Raw genomic sequence first — 22,182 nt, 5'->3', positions numbered from 1 at the left:
AATTGCACGCTGTTCGCGCGCCGCTTCTCATTCGCGGTGTCATCGCCCGGCTCCGACCGGGATCCAGTACGCCGCAGCTTCTCGTGGGACCATTGCTGTCTCTGGAATACCGGTGACGAGAGCGGAGGGGACATCACTGCACGCCCGTCACCGTGCGCGATGGTTATCGTTCTCCCAAAATCCCAAGGTAAACCGAATCTGACGAATTGCAGAAGTGCCTGCAAAACCGGGACTTCTTGCATTTGTCGTGCGCGCCTGGGGCGGGCGCGTTTACGTCTGCTTCATCGCGATACTTAAACTGCCATTCAAATTTGCCCGCCACATTACCTCCAACAAGCCGGCAAACGGCACGGGCAACAAGCCTCGGGGATGAGTTGAACAGTTGATTGGACGGGAGCCGCGCTCGGGGGACGAGGCGGCATAAGAAAAAAGGGGATGCGTTATGTTTCAGGGTACTTTTGATCTGGAGACCGCGACGCCGATCGACGCAGGCGCGCTGTCGGACGTGCTGTTCGAGCGCGGCCTGTATTGGGCGAGCGGACGCTCCGGTCTCGTCGATCTCGTCGCCGCGCACAAATGGTTCAACCTCGCCGCGCTGAAGGGCCGCAAGGACGCCGTGACGCTGCGCCAGGAAGTTGCCGGGCAGATGTCGGACGCGGACATCTCGGCCGCGCAGCGCGAGGCGAGGGCGTGGGTCGCCGCCCACTGAGCGGAGAATCTCGTTCTTGGTTTCACCTGATTTGTGCTGAATCAGGTTCCCTCGTGGTCCGCCAACCGGATTCGGAGCGGCATGAGGCCACCGTCGCGTGTCAGGTGAAGGAACGCACAGATCTCGGATTCCGCGGCGGGGTGGCGGAGAGGGAGGGATTCGAACCCTCGATACAGCTTGAGACCGTATGACGCTTTAGCAAAGCGTTGCCTTCAGCCACTCGGCCACCTCTCCGGTGCGAGCCTTATGCATCTAATTACTCGGGCTGGTCAATTTGGAAGCGTGTGTTTTTGCTCGAATATTCCCAGCGAATTCCGAAACCAAGCGGTTTGCTCTCCGCGCGAGAACGTAACGCCGCGATAACGGACACAAAGCTGGAGGTTCTGGCGCCCGTATTTAGAGCGGTTCTGGCGCGGACAAAGGCTCCCTTCATCCACATAAACGATTGATTTTGCTTTCAAATTGGATCGGATGGCCCGCGCGTGGGACGATTGCCTTCGTCGCCGACCGCCTCTATCAAGTGATTCAGTTGCAAGTGATTGATTTGATTGTCTCTCTCCGCCATTCGCCACAAGCTATGGAGCGGTGATTGCCCTCAGATCGGCCGACGGGGTCCCGTGTCAGGCTGCGGGAAGGGCGCTCTTACTATTAGTCGGGATAACTCGCTCGCCGGCTGAGGGGCTACCCCGTCGCGCCGGAGGTCGCCGCAATCAAGGAGAGCCTGTCTTGGCGCGATTGCTCTTTCGGTTGGAACCGCGCCCTCGAGACCAAAGCGGGGAAGGGCTGCCGGGCTACGCCGCTACGTTCTCATGCCGCTACGGTCTCATCTTGCAATGTCGGGACCGATGGTATGATTGACCGACGTCCCGAGGGAGGAATGGACTTGGCGGGTGAACTGCAGACCAAATTTCGACGTGCTGTCGAAGCCTTTCACGCCCATGATTTGGTCAAAGCGGAAAGAATACTGCAGCAGATCGCAAAATCCGCCAGGAACATCTTCGAAGTCGAACATCTCCTGGGCGTGGTGAAGCTCGTACAAGGTCGATTTGCGGAGGCCGAGATGCATCTCAGGGCGGCCGTGGCCCTGAACGGAAGCAGCGACGAGGCCCTCAGCAATTATGGATATGCGCTCAAAGCGCTGAATCGGCCTCAGGAAGCCCTGGCCTATTTCACGCGCGCATTGGCGGTGAATCCGCGCAATTCCCTTTCGTATCACAACAGAGGTACGATCCTGGCCGAGTTCGCGAGAAGCTATGGCGAAGCGATTGAGCAATTCGACAAGGCGACATTCTACAATCCGAACTTTGCCGATGCCTACGCAAGCAAGGGCGGCTGCCTTGAAAAGCTCAGACGTTTCGAGGATGCTCTCGTCGCCTACGACAAGGCGTTGTCGATCAGGCCTGACCTGGAGACTGCATGGCTTGGTCGAGGCAACGCACTCCGGAATCTCAGGCGGTACGACGACGCATTTGCCACGTACGACCAGGCGCTGTCGGCCAGGCCGGATGTCCCGAGTGCATGGGTTGGCCGAGGTGAAGTTCTCACCGATCTCAAGCGCCACGACGAGGCGCTGGCTGCGTACGACAAGGCGATCTCGATCAAGCCCGACCTCGAGAGCGCGTGGGTTGCCCGGGGGCATGTTTTCTGGAGCCTGAAGCGCTACGACGAAGCCTCGACAGCCTATGACAGGGCGCTCTCGATCAAGTCCGACCTGGAGAACGCGTGGCTTGGTCGGGGCAACGTGTCCTTCGATCTCAAGCGCCTTGACGAGGCGTTGGCTGCCTATGACAGGCGTTGTCGATCCGCCCTGATCTGGCGGAAGCCTGGCTTGGCCGCGGCAATGTTCTCACCGAGCTCAAGCGCCGTGACGATGCACTCGCTGCGTACGACCGGGCGCTGTCGATCAAGCCTGATCTCGCCGAGGCGTGGCTTGGTCGCGGCAATGTTGCGTGGGGGCTCAAGCGCTACGAGGAGGCTCTTGCCGCGTATGACAAGGCGCTCGCGATCAAGGCCGACATCGAGGGGGCCTGGATTGGCCGTGGCAACGTCTTTACCGAGCTCGGGCGCCATGACGAAGCCTTCATCGCCTTCGACAAGGCGGTGTCGATCAGGCCCGACCTGGAGGGCATCGAGGGTTTGCGTCTCCTTGCGAAGATGAACCTGTGCAATTGGGACAATCTGGACGAAGAGATCGGCCGGTTGACGGCAGCAATACGGCTCGGGAAGGCCAATAGCTCTCCCTTTGCTTTGCTGTCCCTGACGGATTCTCCCGATGATCAGCTCAGCTGCGCCAGGAGTTGGTGAGGGCAAAGCTCCCGCATGCCTCCAAAACGAGAGGGGGGGTGAAATCCGTCGCCACGACAAGATCCGGGTCGGATATGTTTCGCCTGATTTTCGCAAGCATCCGGTCGGGTACCTCACCGCCGAGATATTCGAGAGTCACGATCCCGACCGCTTCGAGACGTATGCGTTTTCAATCGGTCCTGACGACAACAGCGATCTCCGCAAGCGGCTCGAAAAGTCATTTCATCGCTTTGTCGATTGCGAGCACAAGCTCGACGGTGAAGTCCTGAAAGCGATCGACGATGCGCAGATCGATATTCTAGTCGATCTTGCTGGCCATACGCACAATGCCAGGCTGTCGTTGTTCGCGGCCAGTCCGGCTCCGATCGTCGTCAACTATCTTGGGTTCGCGGGGACGTTGGGGAGCGGGGAGCTAGTCGACTACATCATTGCCGATCCGATCGTGCTGCCAGATCAAAACAGCGAATTCTTCGACGAGAAGGTCGTTCGTTTGCCCGGCAGCTTCATGCCGCGTGATAATCGCGTCGGGACAATCGACGATGCTGCGCCCGATCGGGCCGACCACTATTTGCGGCAGGAATGGACTGTGTTTTGCTGCTTCAACAACGCCTACAAGATCAATCCGGCTGTCTTTGGCTCCTGGATGAATATCTTGAAGAGCGTGGACCAGTCGGTCTTGTGGCTGTCCGACGTCGGCGAGATCGCAAAATCGAATCTGCGGAAGGAAGCCAAGGGCAGGGGCGTCGACCCGGATCGCCTGGTGTTTGCAAGGCGCGTTGCGTCTTCATCCGAACATTTGGGGCGCCATCGCCTCGCCGACCTCTTCCTGGATACGCTGCCCTACAACGCACATACGACGGCCAGCGACGCGCTGTGGGCTGGTCTGCCGGTGGTGACCCACATCGGGAACAGTTTCGCCGGCCGCGTGGCGGCAAGCTTGCTGAGCGCTGTCGGCCTGCCTGAGCTGATCACGCGAACGCGTGCGGATTATGAAGCACTCGCGATCGAGCTGGCGCTTGATAAACAGAAGCTGGCGGATATTCGCGGACGGCTGCAAGGGAACCACCTGACCGCATCACTGTTTGATGCCGCGCTCTACGCCAAGCGGCTGGAGACAGCTTTCGAGGCTATGTATCAACGATATCAGACGGCTTGGCGCCGGATCATATCGAAGTTCCAGCGCGCGGATGGGGATGACGATCGCAGCCGCTTAATGGTCAGGCCAGCCAGTTCCCGAAGGGGTGGCCCGCGCCGAGTCCTTAGGTTGATTCCACGATTCGACCGGCTCAGATCCACAGCAGAGCGTCTCCACGGGTGTGAGGGGCCGGTGCCGGAACTTTTGACGGCAAATGAAACCCGTCGAAAAAATCCAACAAATTCAAGCCGTTACAAAGTCGCCCCGATCACATCTGCGTGTTATTTGTGCAACACCTGCCGGAAAACACGCTCCATCGGCTCGTTCTGAAGCGTTCTGTTGTTGTGTGTGCAAGGGCGTTCGGTAATTGTGACTGAGCGACGGAGGGGGGCATCCCGAGGTCGTCCCGTCTTAGGTGGTTCGCTTAAGTCCCTCGCGTTCAGCGGGTGTGTCCGAAGGCGCGAAGCGACTAAGCGGTGAATTTAAGGGACAAGGGAACCAACCTTAGGGTGTCTTCACCCAGCGGATCCGGAACCTTCCCTATGGCAAACTTGGAGGTTTAACATGAAGTTGGTTAAGAGCCTTTTGCTCGGTTCCGCAGCGGGTCTGATCGCTGTCGGCGGAGCGCAGGCAGCCGATCTCCCCGTGAAGGCCAAAGCGGTCGAATACGTGAAGATCTGCTCCCTGTACGGTGCGGGTTTCTACTACATCCCCGGCACGGACACCTGCATCAAGCTGGGTGGTTATCTGCGCGCTGAAGTCGCGCTGAACACCAACTCGGACTACAGCGGTCAGTTCACCGGCAATAACGGTGCCCGCAACCGTCTGACGAACTACTACACCATGCGCGCTCGTGAAGATCTCAACATCGACACGCGCACCGCGACCGAGTACGGCGTTGTCCGTACCTTCTTCGACGGCGTGTTCTCCTGGACGACCGGCAACTACAACGGCACCGGCAGCGCGACCGGCACGACCGCCTACAGCAGCACGCTGGCCCTCAACACCTCGGGTGCGGCCCCGGCTCTCGTCGGTTCCTCGATCAACGGAAACGACGGCGGCACCTCGGGCGGCTCGCTCGGCGTGTACTACGCCTTCATCCAGTTCGCTGGCTTCACGATGGGTAAGGCCGTGTCGCAGTTCGACGCGCCCTGGACCAACTACCCGGGCAACAACTACGACGGTCTCGTCGGCGGCAGCGGCACGGTCACTGGTGTCAACCAGTTCTCCTACACCGCTGACTTCGGTCAGGGCGTGACGGCAGCGTTCTCGGCTGAAGATAGGGCGGCCTACTATGACGCCGGCAACCTGAACATGACCGGCGCGTCTGCGGCTGGCATTCTTGGTGGCTCGTATGGCTCCAACGCCATCGGCGGCACGCGTTCGCCGAACCTCGTTGGTATGGTCCGCGTCGACCAGGCCTGGGGTCTCTTCCAGGCGTCGGTGGCTGCACATGACAACCACGTTGCCTACTACGGCGCGACCGAACCCACCGGTCATCCCGATGACAAGTGGGGTTGGGCGGTTCAGCTCGCTCTGTCGATCAAGAACATCCCGACCGGTGCGGGTGACGTGATCAACATCCAGGGCGTCTACACCGACGGTGCGACCCGCTACAACTTCCAGAACCTCGCGGGCAGCAGCTACTCGATGTTTGGCAGCTCCGGCGTTGCCTACCAGAGCGTCGGCTTCGCCAATGCTCCGGACACCGTGTTCGTCACGGGCAGCCAGCAGGAAACGGTCAAGACTTGGGGCTTCCGCGGTGCGTACACCCACAACTGGGACCCCTACTGGAACACCGCGATCTACGGTGCTTACGCCCAGGCCCAGTTCGGTTCCTTGGCCAAGACCACGATCTGCGGCGCCGGTGGTGCTGGTGGCGTGTTCGGCGGCATTGCCGGTGTGACGGGTTGTAACCCGGACTTCGCCGTCGGCTCGGTGGGTCTCATCACCCGCTGGACCCCGGTCAAGAACTTGACGTTCTCGGCTGACGTTGCCTGGACCCGTATCGACCAGAAGTATTCTGGTGTCATTGGCACCGTTACTCCGTCCGGTACGACGGGCAAGCCGCTTGCAGCCTACGAGCTGAAGGATCAGGACACCGTTACCCTGCTCCTCCGCGCTCAGCGCAACTGGTAAGTTCGGTCTAACGACCTGATAGAAAGCCCCGGCGGGAAACCGCCGGGGCTTTTTCTTTTGCCGGTGATGCTTGTTTTTGCCTCCGCCCATGGCGACCGCGTTGGAGCGTCGCTGTCCATTGCTCGATCGTTCGTCGTGACCTGATCGAAGCTGCGTCGGGGAGAGGGGATCTCTGCGCTGCACGCCAGCCCCGACCGAGGCGCGGGTTCTGGCCGTCGTTGAACCATCGCGGACCTGCGAACCCCCGCTTATCAGGTGTTCAGCCGGAAGGGATCGATGCCTTCTTGGAGCCGCAGGGCAACGGAGAGCTCACCGATCTGACCACGACCCTGCAGGCCCGAAGAGCTTGGCAGCTCCACAAGGTTCTGGCAGTTCCAAGGGTTCTGGCAGTCTCGAAGATTCTAGCACTCACGAGGCGCGTGTCGAGAAAGCCCCGGCTGACGATCACACGTCAGTTCTTCTTCGGTGGCTCAAGTCCCGGCGACATTGGCGGCCGCCACCAAAGGGCTTCCCGGCAGCGAGTCGAGGGAAGATGCCGCTACTCCACGCTGCCGGCGCCGCGGCGCAAATCGGCTTCGATCTGCAACCGCGTGCCACCGCCGAAGCGGGCGCGGTAGACCTGAAGGTTCTCCATGATCCGCTGCACGTAGTTGCGTGTCTCGGAGAACGGAATCAGCTCGACCCAGTCGACCGCGTCGACCTTGGGATCGCGCGGATCGCCGTAACGATCGACCCACTTCTTCACACTGCCGCGGCCGGCATTGTAGGCGGCGAAGGTCATGATGTAGGAGCCGCGATAGTCCTCGAGCAGCCCACCGAGCTCGGCCGAGCCGAGCGTGGCGTTGTAGGCCGAATCGTTCTTCAGACGTCCCAGATCGTAGGTCCCGCCGTGCCGCTTGCAGACATAGCGCGCGGCGTCCGGCGTCACCTGCATCAGCCCATAGGCCTGGGCCGGCGAGACGACCGAGGGATTGAAGGCGCTCTCCTGCCGCGCGATGGCGTAGATGATGCTGCGCTCGACCTCGGGGCCGATCGGCGTGAACTGCGGAATGCCGTTTATGGGATAGGCATAGAAATCGAACGGCAGCCCGCGATTGAGCGCGGCCTTGCCGAGCAGCAGCATGCCGCGCGCGTCGCTGTGGCGCTGGGTGAGCTCGCCGAGGCCGGCCAGCGCTTCGGGATCGCCGTTCTCGCCCATGTCGGCGAGAACAGGTATCGCCATCTCGCGCTCGTCGAGCTCGTAGAGCAGCTGCGCGGCGCGCACGATCTCCAGCCGTTCGGCACCGCGGCTGCGCGGCTGAGCGTTGAGCTCGATCTGCGGCAGGCCGAGCTTGGCGCGTGCGAGCTGGCCGTAATAGCTGGTCGATTGCTCGGCTGCCCGCGCGTAGGCGTTGCGCGCCTCCTGCTGGCGGCCTGCAGCTTCCGCAGCGCGGCCCTGCCAATAGCCGGCGCGCGCCAGCGTGGTCGGATTGACGCTGCCGGTCCCGATTCGGCCAAAATGCTGGGTGGCAGCCGCGGGATCGTTGAGGAAGCGCAATGCGATCCAGCCGGCGGTGAACTCCTGCTCGGTCTTGTAGATGTCGCGCGAGGGCAGGGCGGCATCGCGCGCGATCAGATAGGCGCTGCGGAACTCCTCGGTGTCGATCATCTTGCGCGCCAGGAGGCGCCGCTCGATCCACCATTCGTCGAGATTGTAGAGCCGGCCCGGATCCTTCGGTGCCGACAGCATGAGCTGGGCGGCTTCCGCAAATTTCTCATCACGGCGCAGCAGTTGGATCTTGCTGAAGATGAAGCCGGGATCGCCGTGCAGCTCGCGCGGCACGGCTTCGAGCAGCGCTCGGGCATTCGGCGCTTTCTTGAGCGAGGCGATGCGGGCCTTGGCGAGTGCGACATAGCCGGCGCCGAGGCGCTTCGCAGCACGCAGTGCAGCCTCGTTCTCGCTGCCGTAGAGCAGCGTGTCCATCCGCGCCTTCTGATCGCCGGGCGTCAGCAGCGCGCCGAACTGGTCGAGTGCGTTGTTCTCGGTGTCTTCCGACATCGGGTCGCTGCGCCAGGCATCGCGCACCAGACGTTCGGCGTTGGCGCGGTCGCCGCGCGCCAGCATCGCCTTCGCGAGCGTGAAGCGGCCCTTGGCGGACACGGGCGATTCGTTCTCGAACCACGACCACGCGACCTGGTCGTCGCGCCTGTCGTCCCACATCGCGGCCTCCAGTCGCCGGCGCAGGAAGGTCTGTGACGGCCAGCTCGGATTGGCGGAGAGGAAGGCGCGGTAGCGCTCCACAGTCGCGCCATTGTCCTCGCTGCGCAGGATGATCCATTCCGCGAGTTTTCGCGCGACGGGATCCGAGATCGCGGCCGCGGCATTGGTGGCGTCGCCCGCCTTGCGCTTGCGCACGAGCTCGATCACGGTCTCCAGCGTGTCCTTGTCGGCTTGCGACGTCGAGGAGGTCGCAGCAACCGCAGCCGGTGTGACCGGCTTGCGCGGGGCGGCATGTTGGCGGGTCGCAGGAGCCAGGACAGGAGCCGCGACGGGCTTGGCGGGGGCCGGGGCGGTCGGTCTGACGATGGCCGTCGCAGCCGGCGCGGGGGCGGTCTTCGGGACCGAGCCGCCAACGGTCGGCGTTGACTTTGGCGCGGCAGCCGTAGGCTTCAGCTTGTCCTTCGCAGGTTCCTTGTCTGCGTTCTTGCCAGCATCCTTGCCCGCATCCTTGGCAGGCTTCTTCGCGGCATCCTTGGCGGGGGCACTGGTCGCGCCCTTGCTTGCCCCCTTGGCGGCGTCCTTCGGAGTTACCTTGCCGGCTCCCTTGGACGCACCTTTCGCAGTGTCCTTGGCGGCTGGCTTGGCTGCGGGTTTCGCGGTTTCCTTCGCGGTATCCTTGGCCGTTTCCGCGGTTGTCTCATTGGATTTGGCCCAGGCGGCGCAGCCGGCCGACAGCCCTGCCATCAGGCACACGATCAGGCCGGTGGATCGCCATGCGGCGCGCGGAAATGAGGACACGGCGTTTCGTCGCCCCGAATCAGTCAATTGGCTCAAGACCTAGCTGTACAAGATCTGGCTGTATTTGATTGAATATGCGGACAAATTACCAACAGCCGCTTACCTTCGCCCGGTTTGCACCACCACCGCGGCAAAATCGCGGCCTAAACGGTGCGTCAGACGGGAGCGGGTCTTTTACCGACGGGATAGACCCGATATGAATGCGGCCTGCGCTCAAGATTGCCGCGTACGGAGGAAGTCCATGGCAGCCAAGACAAAATTCCGGGGATCGTTCACCGCCTTGGTCACGCCGTTCAAGAACGGCTCGCTGGACGAGGCGGCGTTTCGCTCCCTGGTCAACTGGCAGATTTCAGAGGGTACCAATGGCCTGGTTCCCGTCGGCACCACCGGAGAGAGCCCGACGCTGAGCCATGACGAGCACAAGAAGGTCGTCGAATGGTGCATCGAGGAAGCGAAAGGCCGCGTGCCTGTCGTCGCCGGCGCCGGCTCCAACTCGACCAAGGAGGCGATCGAGCTCGCCCAGCACGCCGAGAAGGCGGGCGCCAATGCGGTTCTGGTCGTGACGCCCTACTACAACAAGCCGACCCAGGAAGGCATGTACCAGCACTTCAAGGCGATCAACGACGCGATCGGGATTCCGATCATCATCTACAACATCCCGCCGCGCTCGGTGATCGACATGTCGGTCGACACCATGGCGCGGCTCTGGGAGCTCAAGAACATCGCCGGCGTCAAGGACGCCACGGCCAGCATGGTCCGCGTCTCGCAGCAGCGCGCGGCAATGGGCGAGGACTTCAACCAGCTCTCGGGCGAGGATGCGACCATCCTCGGTTACATGGCGCATGGCGGCCATGGTTGTATCTCGGTGACCTCGAACGTCGCGCCGCGGCTGTGCTCCGAGTTCCAGGCCGCCTGGGCGAAGGGCGACCATGCCACCGCGTTGAAGCTGCATGACAAGCTGATGCCGCTGCACAACAACCTCTTCATCGAGAGCAATCCGGCGCCGATCAAGTACGCGCTGTCGCTGCTCGGCAAGCTCGACGAGACGCTGCGGCTGCCGATGGTGCCGGTCACCGAACCGACCCGCGTTGCCGTGCGCAGCGCGATGGTTCATGCTGGCCTCATCAACTGACGCGCTAGCCGATTGGGGAATTTTTCATGGCGATCGAGGAAAGAGGCACGCGGATGCTCACGGAGTTCCGCGAGTTCGCCATGAAGGGCAACGTCGTCGACCTCGCGGTCGGCGTCATCATCGGCGCGGCCTTCGGCGCCATCGTGACGTCGCTGGTCGGCGACGTGATCATGCCGATCATCGGTGCGGCCACCGGCGGTCTCGACTTCTCGAACTACTTCACGCCGCTTTCGGGCAAGGTCACCGCGGCAAATCTCGCGGACGCGAAAAAGCAGGGCGCCGTCTTGGCTTGGGGCAACTTCCTCACGCTGACGATCAACTTCATCATCATTGCCTTCGTGCTGTTCCTGGTGATCCGTGCCATGAACAAGCTGAAGCGCAAGGACGAGGCAGAGCCTGCCGCTCCGCCAAAGCCGTCGGCCGAGGTCGAGCTGCTGACCGAGATCCGCGATCTCCTCAAGAAGTCTTGACGCGCGCGCTTCATCCAAACTGTTAGCGTCCTCGCGCATCTCGATCAGGTTTGTCTTCCATGGCCGACAAGAACGAACGTCCGATCAAGGTCATGGCGGAAAATCGCAAGGCCCGCTTCAACTATGCGATCGAGGATACGATCGAGGTCGGCATTGCGTTGACCGGCACCGAGGTCAAGTCGATCCGCAGCGGCAAAAGCACGATCGCGGAATCCTACGCCGATTCCAAGAACGGCGAGATCTGGCTGATCAACGCCACCATTCCGGAATATCTCCAGGGCAATCGCTTCAATCACGAGCCCAAGCGGCCGCGAAAACTGCTGCTGCATCGCAAGCAGATCAACAAGCTGATGGGGGCGGTCGACCGCGAAGGCATGACGCTGATCCCGCTCAAGCTTTACTTCAACGAGCGTGGCCGCGCGAAATTGCAGCTAGCGGTTGCAAAGGGCAAGAAGCTGCACGACAAGCGCGAGTCCGAGAAGAAGCGCGACTGGAGCCGGGAGAAGGGCCGCCTGATGCGTGCGAGGGGATAGCGGGATGACTCAGAGAAACCTGCTCGAGGTCGATTGGAGCCGGATTCCCGCACCCGCGGACGACGGTGGTGCCGCGCACCTGAAAGGCATGACATTGCCGCCGGTCAGCCTGCTCGCGACTGACGACACGTCGGTCGCGCTGTCGGCGCTGCGTGGCCGAACCGTGGTGTTCGCCTATCCGCGCACCGGCGAGCCCGGCAAGATCGCGCTGGTCGACGATTGGGACATGATCCCGGGCGCGCGCGGCTGCACGCCGCAGACTTGCGCATTTCGCGATCTGTTCGCCGAACTGAAGGCCGCCGGCGCCGCGCAGGTGTTCGGCCTCTCGACCCAGAGCAACGCGTACCAGACCGAGATGGCCTCGCGGCTGCATCTGCCGTTCCCGGTGCTCTCGGACGACAAGCTGGCGCTTACGCGCGCCCTGAACTTGCCGACCATGGAGGTCGCGGGCCTGACGCTGATCAAGCGCCTCGCGCTGATCGTTGACGACGCCAGGATCACGCATGTGTTCTATCCGGTGTTTCCGCCCGACCGAAACGCCGGCGATGTCCTGGACTGGCTGAAGGGCAATGCCGCCACGGGCTCGTCCAAGGACTAGTCGAGGTCGGCCTTCACCTTCGCGAACACGGAGCGGAACATGTCCGGCGTCAGCACGCGGGTGTTCGTGTTGTAGCGGGAGCAGTGATAGCTGTCGTAGAGCCTGAATGCGCCGGCCTGATGCACGGCGCCGTGGCCGAAGGGGGCCTGTGATCCCTTCAGGTTCAGCGGCTTGAGCACGGTGTCGTGCGCAATACGCCCGAGGGCGACGATCGCGCGCAGGTTCGGCATCGTTGCGAGATTCGCCGCGAGGAACTGCCGGCAGGTGTTGATCTCGACCGGCAGCGGCTTGTTCTGCGGCGGCACGCAATGCACCGCATTGGCGATCCGACAGTCGACCAGCTTCAGGCCGTCGTCGGGACGCGCCTGATATTTGCCCTTGGCGAAGCCGTATTCGAGCAGCGTCGCGTAGAGCAGGTCGCCGGCATAATCGCCGGTGAAGGGACGGCCGGTACGGTTGGCGCCCTGCATCCCCGGCGCGAGGCCGACGATCAGCAGGCGCGCCTTGATGTCGCCGAAAGGCGCAACCGGTGCATTGTGCCACAATGGCTCGCGCGCGCGGTTCGCCTCGCGAAAGGCGACCAGGCGCGGACAGAGCGGACAGTCACGGTCGGGGACGAGGCTGAGAGGCTGGCGGCTTGACCGGGTCGCCTCACTCCTCGAAGTCGTCATCGCCCCTCGCCGGCGCCATCGTGGTCGCGCGCTGGAGGAACTGCGGAGCGTGGTGGCGCGCCTCGCGGTCGCCGCGGTCACGCGGGGCGGGGCGCTCGGACGGGTCGCGGCCGAGCTTGGACTGCAGCTCGACGAGGTCGGTGAAGACGTCGGCCTGCCGGCGCAGCTCGTCGGCGATCATCGGCGGCTGGCTCGCGATCGTGGAAATCACGGTGACCCGCACGCCGCGGCGCTGAACGGCCTCGACCAGGGAGCGGAAGTCGCCGTCACCGGAGAACAGCACCATCTGATCGATGTGCTCGGCGAGCTCCATGGCGTTCACGGCGAGCTCGATGTCCATGTTGCCCTTGACCTTGCGGCGGCCGGAGGCGTCGATGAACTCCTTGGTCGCCTTGGTGACGACGGTGTAGCCGTTGTAGTCGAGCCAGTCGATCAGCGGGCGGATCGAGGAGTACTCCTGATCCTCGATGATGGCGGTGTAGTAGAACGCCCTCAGCAGCGTCCCGCGACTCTGAAACTCCTTCAGCAGGCGCTTGTAATCGATGTCGAAGCCCAGAGTTTTCGCCGTCGCGTAGAGATTGGCTCCATCGATGAAGAGCGCGATCTTGTCGGAAGAGGAAGGTGACATTCAGTTTGCTCGCGTAGAGTTCGTGATTGATCGTTTATTGTTGGCGCGGCGACAGCAAGCCGCGCACTTCTAAAGTCCCGCCGAAACCCGTCGAAACCGCAAATCCGGAGAAGTCGGGGCAATCAAGGTATAGTTATGGCCAACTTGCACACTCCCGGCGCCGCCGTCGCCGGCAGCCCGGGAAACCACCCATCCCAGCCCCAATGTGGGGGTAACAGAGCCGTTTGGCGAGGCCAAATCACAAATTGGCCTTGCGAAACCCTGCCGGCCCCTATAACTACCGCCATTCATCCACATATTTCGTCCCACCCACAACGGAGCGACAGTCGATGGCTCGCGTCACCGTAGAAGATTGTATCGACAAGGTCGACAACCGGTTTGACCTGGTCCTGCTGGCCGCCCACCGCGCCCGCATGATTTCGTCTGGTTCACAACTAACGGTTGACCGCGATAACGACAAGAACCCTGTTGTGTCTTTGCGCGAAATTGCTGAGACCACCATTTCGCCGGAGGACCTCCGTGAGGAGCTGGTGCACTCGCTGCAGAAGTTCGTCGAGGTCGACGAGCCCGAGCCGGACACCGTACCGCTGATCGGTTCCGCCGGTGCAAGCGTGGATGCAGACGATACCGAAGTCGCCGTTGAGCGCATGACGGAAGAAGAGCTCCTGAAGGGTCTCGAAGGCCTGGCGCCGCCCGAGGAGCAGCCCGAGGAGGACGAGTAAATCGTCCCATCGCGCTCGTCGACTTCTTTGTGATCTTATCAAAGGCCCGAACCGTTGTTCGGGCCTTTGCTTTTGTTGGCGTTTTCGTGGTTACCATAGCGTGGTCGGTTCGCGCCTGTTCCTGTCACTGAATTGATCGGACACGCGCGCGATCGGAGCTAAGATGTATACAACGGGCTGTGTCGTGGCCCGTTTGAAGGCAGGACGGCATGGTATATCGACGCCGCACACCAGCGCAGATGCAGGCCGCAACCGAATCGGTTGCCGTGGCCCCGACTGCGCCGGTGGCGCGCCCGGCGAAGCCTCGCGCACGCATGATGCGTCAATATGACCTCGTCGAGCGCGTCAGGTCCTACAATCCCAACACCGACGAAGATTTGCTGAACCGCGCCTATGTCTACGCCATGAAGGCGCACGGCTCGCAGACCCGCGCCTCGGGCGACCCGTACTTCTCCCATCCGCTCGAAGTGGCGGCGATTCTGACCGACCTGAAGCTCGACGACGCCACCATCGTGGCTGCGCTGCTCCACGACACGATCGAGGACACCGAAGCGACGCGGGCCGAGATCGACCAGATCTTCGGGCCCGAGATCGGAGCGCTGGTCGAGGGCCTGACCAAGCTGAAGCGGCTGGAGCTGGTGTCGCGGGAGGCCAAGCAGGCCGAAAATCTGCGCAAATTGTTGCTGGCCATTGCCGACGACGTTCGCGTGCTCCTGGTGAAGCTCGCCGACCGCCTGCACAACATGCGCACGCTGGACTTCGTGCCGACGGAATCGCGACGGCGTATTGCCGAGGAGACGCTCGATATCTATGCGCCGCTGGCGGGGCGCATGGGCATGCAGGAAATGCGCGAGGAGCTGGAGGACCTGTCGTTCCGGACCCTCGATCCGGAAGCCTATTCGGTGGTGATGCAGCGGCTCGATGCGCTGGCCGAGCGCAACCGCAATCTGATCGGCGAAATCGAGGACCAGCTCTCCAACAATCTGCGGCACCGGGGCCTGGGGGCGCGGGTCTATGGCCGCCGCAAGAAGCCATTCTCGATCTGGACCAAGATGGAGCGCAAGTCGGTCGGCTTCGAGCAATTGTCCGACATCTTCGGTTTCCGCGTCGTCGTCAACGACATCGAGGCCTGCTACCGCGCGCTCGGCATCGTCCACACGAACTGGCCGGTCGTGCCCGGGCGGTTCAAGGACTACATCTCGACGCCGAAGCAGAACGACTACCGCTCGATCCACACCACCGTGATCGGCCCCGGCAATCAGCGCGTCGAGTTGCAGATCCGCACCGAGGCGATGGACCAGATCGCCGAGCGCGGCATCGCCGCGCACGTGTTCTACAAGGAAGGCGTGGGCTCGCCGACCGAATTTCTCAAGCGCGAGTCCAATGCGTTCGCCTGGTTGCGCCACACCATCGGCATCCTCTCGGAGAGCGCCAACCCCGAGGAATTCCTCGAGCACACCAAGCTCGAGCTGTTCCACGACCAGGTGTTCTGCTTCACTCCGAAGGGCAAGCTGATCGCGCTGCCGCGCCATGCCAACGTGATCGATTTCGCCTATGCCGTGCATACCGACGTCGGCAACAGCGCGGTGGGCTGCAAGATCAACGGCCAGTTTGCGCCGCTGTCCTCGGAGCTTCAGAACGGCGACGAAGTCGAGGTGTTGACCTCGGAAGCGCAAGCTGCGCCCCCGTCGGCCTGGGAAACGCTCGCGGTCACCGGCAAGGCGCGTGCCGCGATCCGCCGCGCGACCAGGACTGCAGTGCGCGATCAATATGTCGGTCTCGGCCGGCGCATCGTCGAGCGCCTGTTCGAGCGCGCCAAGATCGAATACGCCGACGACAAGCTCAAGGGCGCGCTGCCGCGACTGGCGCGGACCTCGATCGAGGACGTCATGGCGGCTGTGGGACGCGGCGAGATCAAGGCCTCCCACGTCGCGCGTGCGATGTATCCCGACTACAAGGAGGAGCGCATCGCGCGGTACGGCGTCAAGAAGGGGCTTGCCGGCAAGCTCAAGGAGAAGTCGTCCGAACCGCCGCGCAGCCCGGTCGCGATCCCGATCCGCGGCATCAATTCCGACCTGCCAGTGAAGTTCGCGCCGAACGGCGGCGCAGTGCCTGGTGACCGCATCATCGGCATTGTCACGCCGGGCGAGGGCATCACCATCTACCCGATCCAGGCCCCGGCCCTGAAGGATTTCGAGGAGGAGCCGGAGCGCTGGCTCGATGTGCGCTGGGACATCGAGGACTCCACGCCACAGCGCTTCCCGGCCCGCATCAAGGTCGAGAATGTCAACGAGCCTGGCGCGCTGGCGCAGATCGCGACCGTGATCGCCGAGCACGACGGCAACATCGACAACATCAGCATGCAGCGCCGCTCACCGGATTTCACGGAGACGACGATCGATCTCGAAGTCTACGATCTCAAGCATTTGAGCGCGATCCTGGCCCAGCTGCGCGCGAAGGCGGTCGTCGCCCGCGCCGAACGTGTTAATGGATAGACGCCTTCCGTCCTGGTCTATCCGTGTGATTCCGTGAGTCCCGAAATGCCTGCACCTCCGCTCCGCCTCGGCGTTAATGTTGACCATGTCGCGACCCTGCGTAACGCGCGCGGCGGCCGCAATCCCGATCCGGTGCGCGCGGCGCTGCTGGCGATCGAGGCCGGTGCCGACGGCATCACCGCCCATTTGCGCGAGGATCGCCGGCACATCCGCGACGAGGACATGGCGCGGCTGAAAGCCGAGATCTCCAAGCCGCTCAATTTCGAGATGGCGGCGACCGACGACATGATGCGCATTTCGCTCGCCACCAGGCCGCACGCGGTGTGCCTCGTGCCGGAGCGGCGCCAGGAGGTGACGACCGAAGGCGGGCTCGACGTCGTCGGCCAGCACAATGCGCTGGCGCCCTATATCGCGCGGCTGAACGATGCCGGCATCCGGGTGTCGCTGTTCATCGCGGCAGATCCCGCCCAGATCGAGATGGCGGCGCGGCTGCGCGCCCCCGTGATCGAGATCCACACCGGCGCCTGGTGCGACGCCGTCGTCGACGGTCACACTGATAAGGCCGAGGCCGAATGGCGGCGGATCGTGGCGGGGGCGAAGCTCGCGAAGGAAGCGGGGCTGGAGGTTCACGCCGGACACGGGCTGGACTATGCGACGGCGGAGACGATCGCAGGCTTGCCGGACATCATGGAGCTCAACATCGGCTATTACATGATCGGCGAAGCCCTGTTCGTGGGTCTCGCCGAGACGGTTCGCAGCATGCGCGCAGCGATGGACCGCGGCCGGAGCCGGGCATGATCATCGGCATCGGCTCCGATCTGATCGATATCACCCGTGTCGGCAAGGTGATCGACCGCCATGGCGAGCGCTTCCTCGATCGCATCTTCACCGCGGCCGAGCGGGCCAAGGCGGAGCGGCGCGCCAAGAACGAGAAGATGGTGGTCGCGACCTACGCCAAGCGCTTCGCCGCCAAGGAGGCCTGCTCCAAGGCGCTCGGCACCGGCATCAGGCGCGGCGTGTGGTGGCGCGACATGGGTGTGGTCAACCTGCCGGGAGGGCGGCCAACCATGCAATTGACGGGCGGGGCGCTGGCCCGGCTCCAGGCCCTGACGCCGGAGGGGTTCGCGGCGCAGATCGACCTGTCGATCACCGATGACTGGCCGTTGGCACAGGCCTTCGTCATCATTTCCGCCGTGCCGCTGGCCAAACCCTGACGGTACTCTGATCATTTTATAATTCGCATTCAAAATCAAACGCTTATGCAGTTTTGATGCGATCCTTGATTGCGTGGCCTCCGACAACCGTCTAAAAGTCCGCGGACGCAAATCAGGCTGGGCGAATTCGGCTTTACGCCGGAATTGGCCCTCATTATCAGAATCAGGACAATCTCCTTGGCCGCGAGCGATGGGCTGCTCGCGCGAGGAGGGCGCTCTGTGACCGCCGGCCGAATTGAGAGAGCAATGAGCGTGACTTCAGGAACGAAAACTGAGAGCGGCGTCGGCGAAACGATCCGGGTCGTGATCCACGCTCTCCTGATCGCGCTGGTGATCCGCACCTTCCTGTTCCAGCCGTTCAACATCCCATCCGGCTCGATGAAGGCGACACTGCTGGTCGGCGACTATCTGTTCGTCTCGAAATATTCGTACGGCTACAGTCACTATTCGATCCCGTTCTCGCCGCCGCTGTTCTCGGGGCGGATCTGGGGCTCGGACCCGAACCGAGGCGACATCGTCGTATTCCGCCTGCCGAAGGACGATTCCACCGACTACATCAAGCGCGTGATCGGCCTGCCCGGCGACCGCATCCAGATGCGGGACGGGCTGCTCTACATCAACGACACGCCGGTCGAGCGGCAGCGCATGAGCGAATTTGTCGGCGAGGACCCCTGCGGCGCCGAAGGCAGCGGCGTCTCCCGGGTGAAGCGCTGGAAGGAGACGCTGCCGAATGGCGTGTCCTACGAAACGCTGGACTGCGCCGACAACGGCTACGTCGACAACACCAACGTCTACACCGTGCCGACCGGCCACTTCTTCATGATGGGCGACAACCGGGACAATTCCACCGACAGCCGCTTCCTCGGCCAGGTCGGCTACGTGCCGCAGGAGAATTTGATCGGGCGCGCCCAGATGATCTTCTTCTCGATCGCGGAAGGCGAGCATGCCTGGATGTTCTGGCGCTGGCCGTGGGCGGTGCGCTGGAATCGCTTCTTCAAAATCGTCCGATGAAAGACGAAGCCAAGGACATCGCGACCCTACCGACCGAGGCGCAAGCGGGCCCCGACGGCGAAGCTGCGACCAAGACTCTTGAGAGCAAGGCGCTCGAGATCAAGGCGCCTGCAAAGAAGAAGCGGGTGCGGAGCAGCAAGGCCAGGAGCTCGGATGCGAATGCGGGGCTCGAGGCACGCATCGGCTACAGCTTTGCCGATCCGAATCTCTTGATGCAAGGCATCACGCATGTCTCCGCGCTGAAGTCCGGGCGCAAGCGCGGCGACAGCTATCAGCGGCTGGAATTCCTCGGCGACCACGTGCTCGGGCTCGTCGTCTCCGATATGCTCTATCACGCCTTCCCGAACGCCGATGAAGGCGAGATGTCCAAGCGACTTGCCGAACTGGTACGCAAGGAGAGCTGCGCCGATGTCGCCAAGTCGCTCGGTCTGCTCGACGACATCAAGCTCGGCTCGGTCGGCCCCAGCGCCGACGCGCGCCTCCGCAAGAGCGTGCTCGGCGACATCTGCGAGGCCGTGATCGGCGCCGTTTTCCTCGATGGCGGCTACGCGGCGGCGGCCGACTTCGTCAAGCGCAACTGGACCGAGCGCATGCACAAGCCGCGGCGTCCGTTGCGCGATCCCAAGACAGTTCTTCAGGAATGGGCGCAGGGCAAGGGATTGCCGACGCCCGTTTATCGCGAGGTCGAGCGCACCGGCCCGCATCATGATCCGCAATTCCGCGTGGCGGTCGATCTTCCGGGGCTCGCTTCGGCGGAAGGCATCGGCGGCAGCAAGCGCGCGGCAGAGAAGGTAGCAGCTTCAGTGATGATCGAACGTGAAGGCGTTGGCGGCGGCAATGACGGTTGAAGCAAGCGGCGAGGCGCCCACTGCCACGCGCTGCGGCTTCGTTGCGCTGATCGGCGCGCCGAACGTCGGCAAATCCACGCTGGTCAATGCGCTGGTCGGGGCCAAGGTCACGATCGTCTCGCGCAAGGTGCAGACCACGCGCGCGCTGATCCGCGGCATCGTGATTGAGAACAACGCGCAGATCATCCTGGTCGATACGCCGGGCATCTTCCTGCCCAAGCGCCGGCTCGACCGCGCCATGGTCTCGACCGCCTGGAGCGGCGCGCATGACGCCGACCTCGTCTGCGTGCTGCTGGATGCCAAGGCCGGCATCGACGAGGAAGCCGAGGCGATCCTCACCAAGGTCGCCAGCGTCAAGCACGAGAAGATTTTGGTCATCAACAAGGTCGACCTGGTCCAGCGCGAGAAGCTGCTGGCGCTGGCGCAGGCCGCCAACGAGCGCATGGCCTTCGCAAAGACCTTCATGATCGCGGCGATCTCCGGCGACGGCGTCGACGACCTCAGGCATACACTGGCCGAGATCGTGCCGCCGGGGCCGTTCCTCTATCCCGAAGACCAGATGTCGGACGCGCCGATGCGGCAGCTTGCGGCCGAGATCACGCGCGAGAAGATCTTTCGCAAGCTGCACCAGGAATTGCCCTACCAGTCCACGGTCGAGACCGACAAGTGGGAGGAGCGCAAGGACAAATCGGTGCGCATTGAGCAGACGATTTTCGTCGAGCGCGAAAGCCAGCGCAAGATCGTGCTCGGCGCGGGCGGCGCCACCATCAAGTCGATCGGCGCGGACTCGCGCAAGGAGATCGGCGAGATCCTGGGCGTGCCGGTGCACCTGTTCCTGTTCGTCAAGGTGCGCGAGAACTGGAGCGACGATCCCGATCGCTACCGCGAGATGGGCCTGGAATTTCCCAAAGAATAACCAAGAAAAGATCGGTCAGCGATGAGCGTACCCAGCAACGTACGGCGCTTCGAAGCGTTGCTCTATGCATCGTTGATGCTGGATGCCTTGTCGGTGGCGGTGCAGGACCGCACGCCCAATGCCGAGATGACCGAGCAGATGATCATGACGTCGACGCTGCTTGCCGGCGGCATGATCCTGCTGCTGGTGTATTTCGTCAAGCTGGCCGCGCACGGGCGCAAGAACTGGCCGCGCTGGGTGCTGGCGGCAGCGCTCGTACTGTCGGTGATCTCGCTCGGCCAGATCATCGGCGAGAAAGGCATGGAACTCGACAGCGCCATTGAGATCGTCTCCTGCGTGCTGACGGCGATGGGATTGTACTTCTCGTTCCGCGGCGACGCGCAGGGCTGGTTCAATGCGTAAGGCGTCGGGCGGATTGGCGGCGCGCAATCCCGCCAATCCGCCCTACGATTGAAGACCGGAATCCGCTAGACTTCACCCATGGAATGGACCGACGAAGGCATCGTCCTGGGGGTGCGGCGGCATGGCGAGAGCAGCGCCATCGTCGAGCTGCTGACCCGTGCGCACGGCCGCCATCTCGGTCTCGTCCGCGGCGGCGCCGGCTCGCGGATGCGGCCCTTGCTGCAGCCCGGTAACAGCCTCAGCGTGGTATGGCGGGCGCGGCTCGACGAGCATCTCGGCACCTATGCCATTGAGGGCCTCAAGCTGCGGGCGGCGACGCTGCTGGGATCATCCCACGGCGTCTACGGCATCACCCATCTCGCCTCGATCGCGCGGTTGCTGCCGGAACGCGATCCGCACGAAAACCTCCTGGCGCTGCTCGAACATTCGCTCGACGATTTCGACGACATCGGCAGCGCCGCCGTACACGTGATCCATTTCGAGCTGGCGATGCTCACCGAGCTCGGCTTCGGGCTGGCGCTGGAAAACTGCGCGGTGACCGGAGAAACCAACGACCTGATCTACGTCTCGCCCAAATCCGGCGGCGCGGTGTCACGCGGGGCGGGCGAACCGTGGCGCGACCGCCTGTTGCGACTGCCGCCGTTCCTGCGCCAAGGCGAGGTGCAGGGCGACCTCACCGACGAGGATCTCCAGGATGGCTTTCGATTGACCGGCTTGTTCCTGCTGCGCCACGTGCTGGAGCCGCGCGGGCAGAGCCATTCCGACGCGCGGGCAGGCTTCATCAACGCGCTGACGCGACAACAGGCAAAGGCCGTGATGCCCGCGCCATGAGCCTGGCGCGGCTCTGCGTTGCCTCAGTGGGCCGGCCACTGCTGGAACAAAACGGGGTTCCCCGGACTTGCCATTTTGGGTTCCAACCGGGGATAGGCTCATGCTGATCAAGGGACTTGTGATATCGGCAGCGCTGATCGCGCTGGCGCCGGACGCCCTCGCGGGTGAGCAGCCGGGCGTCTTTCGCCGTGCCTCCTGTACCGTCGTCAGATTCTATGTAGCCAAATATTCCGCTGCGGCCGCAGAGGCATGGGCAAGGTCCAAGGGCGCGACGGAGGCCGAGATCGAGACGGCGCGGCGGTGCCTGCCCAATGCCCCGGCCACCACGCAGGCCAAAAACGCCCAACCCACCCAGACCTTCACCGCAGGCTGGGCCGGCCAGTAGGCCGCGCACAGGGAACCAATCGATCCTTGCCCGATTCGCTT

General features: G+C 63.2%; 22 protein-coding genes and 1 tRNA gene. 18 read left to right on the top strand and 5 right to left on the bottom strand.

Annotation, left to right across the window (positions count from 1 at the left end):
- Positions 1 to 442: 442 nt before the first annotated feature.
- Positions 443 to 709, top strand: a complete 267-nt coding sequence (locus IVB45_RS21350) for a hypothetical protein (protein WP_027567298.1) — start codon at positions 443 to 445, stop codon at positions 707 to 709.
- Between the two features lie 141 nt (positions 710 to 850).
- Here the strand turns inward: IVB45_RS21350 and IVB45_RS21345 are convergent.
- Together IVB45_RS21345 and IVB45_RS21340 are read right to left on the bottom strand one after the other, a co-directional pair.
- Positions 851 to 943 (bottom strand) — tRNA-Ser (locus IVB45_RS21345).
- A gap of 589 nt (positions 944 to 1,532) precedes the next feature.
- On the bottom strand, positions 1,533 to 2,270 hold the full coding sequence (locus IVB45_RS21340) for a hypothetical protein (protein ID WP_247361585.1): 738 nt from the start codon (positions 2,268 to 2,270) through the stop codon (positions 1,533 to 1,535).
- Between the two features lie 233 nt (positions 2,271 to 2,503).
- On the opposite strand from IVB45_RS21340, the gene IVB45_RS21335 reads away from it, so the two are divergent.
- The 3 genes from IVB45_RS21335 (at position 2,504) to IVB45_RS21325 (ending at position 6,287) form a co-directional block, all read left to right on the top strand.
- The gene (locus tag IVB45_RS21335; RefSeq protein WP_051462698.1) at positions 2,504 to 3,013 is read left to right on the top strand and encodes a tetratricopeptide repeat protein; all 510 of its coding nucleotides are present in this window, start codon (positions 2,504 to 2,506) and stop codon (positions 3,011 to 3,013) included.
- A complete protein-coding gene (locus IVB45_RS21330) occupies positions 2,982 to 4,478 on the top strand; it encodes a UDP-N-acetylglucosamine-peptide N-acetylglucosaminyltransferase (protein ID WP_247361583.1) in 1,497 nt (498 codons plus the stop codon). The genes IVB45_RS21335 and IVB45_RS21330 overlap by 32 nt, the downstream gene beginning before the upstream one ends.
- 234 nt (positions 4,479 to 4,712) lie before the next feature.
- Positions 4,713 to 6,287 (top strand): porin, encoded by a 1,575-nt coding sequence (locus IVB45_RS21325; protein WP_027567295.1) that lies wholly within the window; start codon positions 4,713 to 4,715, stop codon positions 6,285 to 6,287.
- A gap of 538 nt (positions 6,288 to 6,825) precedes the next feature.
- Here IVB45_RS21325 and IVB45_RS21320 read toward each other — a convergent pair.
- On the bottom strand, positions 6,826 to 9,231 hold the full coding sequence (locus tag IVB45_RS21320; protein WP_247362752.1) for a lytic transglycosylase domain-containing protein: 2,406 nt from the start codon (positions 9,229 to 9,231) through the stop codon (positions 6,826 to 6,828).
- Between the two features lie 295 nt (positions 9,232 to 9,526).
- On the opposite strand from IVB45_RS21320, the gene dapA reads away from it, so the two are divergent.
- Genes dapA through IVB45_RS21300 form a run of 4 tightly spaced genes read left to right on the top strand, consistent with a single transcriptional unit; the run spans position 9,527 to position 12,018 of the window.
- Positions 9,527 to 10,417 carry a 4-hydroxy-tetrahydrodipicolinate synthase gene (gene dapA / locus IVB45_RS21315; protein ID WP_007603384.1) on the top strand — a complete coding sequence of 297 codons (891 nt, stop codon included), beginning with the start codon at positions 9,527 to 9,529 and terminating at the stop codon, positions 10,415 to 10,417.
- A gap of 26 nt (positions 10,418 to 10,443) precedes the next feature.
- Positions 10,444 to 10,887: a large conductance mechanosensitive channel protein MscL gene (gene mscL / locus IVB45_RS21310; protein WP_155809647.1), complete on the top strand. Its 444-nt coding sequence runs from the start codon at positions 10,444 to 10,446 to the stop codon at positions 10,885 to 10,887.
- A 59-nt stretch (positions 10,888 to 10,946) separates the two neighbouring features.
- The gene (gene smpB, locus IVB45_RS21305; protein ID WP_247361581.1) at positions 10,947 to 11,420 is read left to right on the top strand and encodes an SsrA-binding protein SmpB; all 474 of its coding nucleotides are present in this window, start codon (positions 10,947 to 10,949) and stop codon (positions 11,418 to 11,420) included.
- A gap of 4 nt (positions 11,421 to 11,424) precedes the next feature.
- Positions 11,425 to 12,018: a peroxiredoxin gene (locus IVB45_RS21300; protein ID WP_247361579.1), complete on the top strand. Its 594-nt coding sequence runs from the start codon at positions 11,425 to 11,427 to the stop codon at positions 12,016 to 12,018.
- Here the strand turns inward: IVB45_RS21300 and IVB45_RS21295 are convergent.
- The gene (locus tag IVB45_RS21295; protein WP_247361577.1) at positions 12,015 to 12,689 is read right to left on the bottom strand and encodes a uracil-DNA glycosylase; all 675 of its coding nucleotides are present in this window, start codon (positions 12,687 to 12,689) and stop codon (positions 12,015 to 12,017) included. The genes IVB45_RS21300 and IVB45_RS21295 overlap by 4 nt on opposite strands.
- Entirely contained in the window at positions 12,670 to 13,317 is a 648-nt protein-coding gene (locus tag IVB45_RS21290) for an NYN domain-containing protein (RefSeq protein WP_106944133.1), read from the bottom strand. Before IVB45_RS21290 ends, IVB45_RS21295 begins: the two co-directional genes overlap by 20 nt.
- A 329-nt stretch (positions 13,318 to 13,646) precedes the next feature.
- On the opposite strand from IVB45_RS21290, the gene rpoZ reads away from it, so the two are divergent.
- The 10 genes from rpoZ to IVB45_RS21240 all read left to right on the top strand — a co-directional run bounded on the left by rpoZ (position 13,647) and on the right by IVB45_RS21240 (position 22,141).
- Positions 13,647 to 14,039 carry a DNA-directed RNA polymerase subunit omega gene (gene rpoZ, locus IVB45_RS21285; RefSeq protein WP_007603391.1) on the top strand — a complete coding sequence of 131 codons (393 nt, stop codon included), beginning with the start codon at positions 13,647 to 13,649 and terminating at the stop codon, positions 14,037 to 14,039.
- Positions 14,040 to 14,248: 209 nt separating this feature from the next.
- Complete coding sequence (locus IVB45_RS21280; RefSeq protein ID WP_247289315.1) at positions 14,249 to 16,534, top strand: bifunctional (p)ppGpp synthetase/guanosine-3',5'-bis(diphosphate) 3'-pyrophosphohydrolase; 2,286 nt, start codon at positions 14,249 to 14,251, stop codon at positions 16,532 to 16,534.
- 45 nt (positions 16,535 to 16,579) lie between these two features.
- On the top strand, positions 16,580 to 17,332 hold the full coding sequence (locus tag IVB45_RS21275; protein WP_247289317.1) for a pyridoxine 5'-phosphate synthase: 753 nt from the start codon (positions 16,580 to 16,582) through the stop codon (positions 17,330 to 17,332).
- On the top strand, positions 17,329 to 17,748 hold the full coding sequence (acpS, locus tag IVB45_RS21270) for a holo-ACP synthase (RefSeq protein ID WP_007611179.1): 420 nt from the start codon (positions 17,329 to 17,331) through the stop codon (positions 17,746 to 17,748). The genes IVB45_RS21275 and acpS overlap by 4 nt, the downstream gene beginning before the upstream one ends.
- 246 nt (positions 17,749 to 17,994) lie before the next feature.
- Complete coding sequence (gene lepB, locus IVB45_RS21265; RefSeq protein WP_007603395.1) at positions 17,995 to 18,759, top strand: signal peptidase I; 765 nt, start codon at positions 17,995 to 17,997, stop codon at positions 18,757 to 18,759.
- The gene (rnc, locus tag IVB45_RS21260; protein WP_247361574.1) at positions 18,756 to 19,607 is read left to right on the top strand and encodes a ribonuclease III; all 852 of its coding nucleotides are present in this window, start codon (positions 18,756 to 18,758) and stop codon (positions 19,605 to 19,607) included. Before lepB ends, rnc begins: the two co-directional genes overlap by 4 nt.
- The gene (gene era / locus IVB45_RS21255) at positions 19,597 to 20,523 is read left to right on the top strand and encodes a GTPase Era (RefSeq protein WP_007611165.1); all 927 of its coding nucleotides are present in this window, start codon (positions 19,597 to 19,599) and stop codon (positions 20,521 to 20,523) included. The genes rnc and era overlap by 11 nt, the downstream gene beginning before the upstream one ends.
- Positions 20,524 to 20,544: 21 nt before the next feature.
- Positions 20,545 to 20,925, top strand: a complete 381-nt coding sequence (locus IVB45_RS21250; protein WP_247361571.1) for a hypothetical protein — start codon at positions 20,545 to 20,547, stop codon at positions 20,923 to 20,925.
- A gap of 78 nt (positions 20,926 to 21,003) precedes the next feature.
- Positions 21,004 to 21,756, top strand: coding sequence for a DNA repair protein RecO (gene recO / locus IVB45_RS21245; protein ID WP_247361569.1), 753 nt, complete (start codon positions 21,004 to 21,006; stop codon positions 21,754 to 21,756).
- A 100-nt stretch (positions 21,757 to 21,856) separates the two neighbouring features.
- A complete protein-coding gene (locus IVB45_RS21240) occupies positions 21,857 to 22,141 on the top strand; it encodes a hypothetical protein (protein WP_027567282.1) in 285 nt (94 codons plus the stop codon).
- Positions 22,142 to 22,182 lie beyond the last annotated feature (41 nt).

Origin of the sequence: Bradyrhizobium sp. 4 (genome assembly GCF_023100905.1) — a bacterium.
Taxonomy (GTDB): Bacteria; Pseudomonadota; Alphaproteobacteria; order Rhizobiales; family Xanthobacteraceae; genus Bradyrhizobium.
Note: the sequence above shows the minus strand (reverse complement) of the source record. Positions and strands in the feature narration are given on the sequence as shown.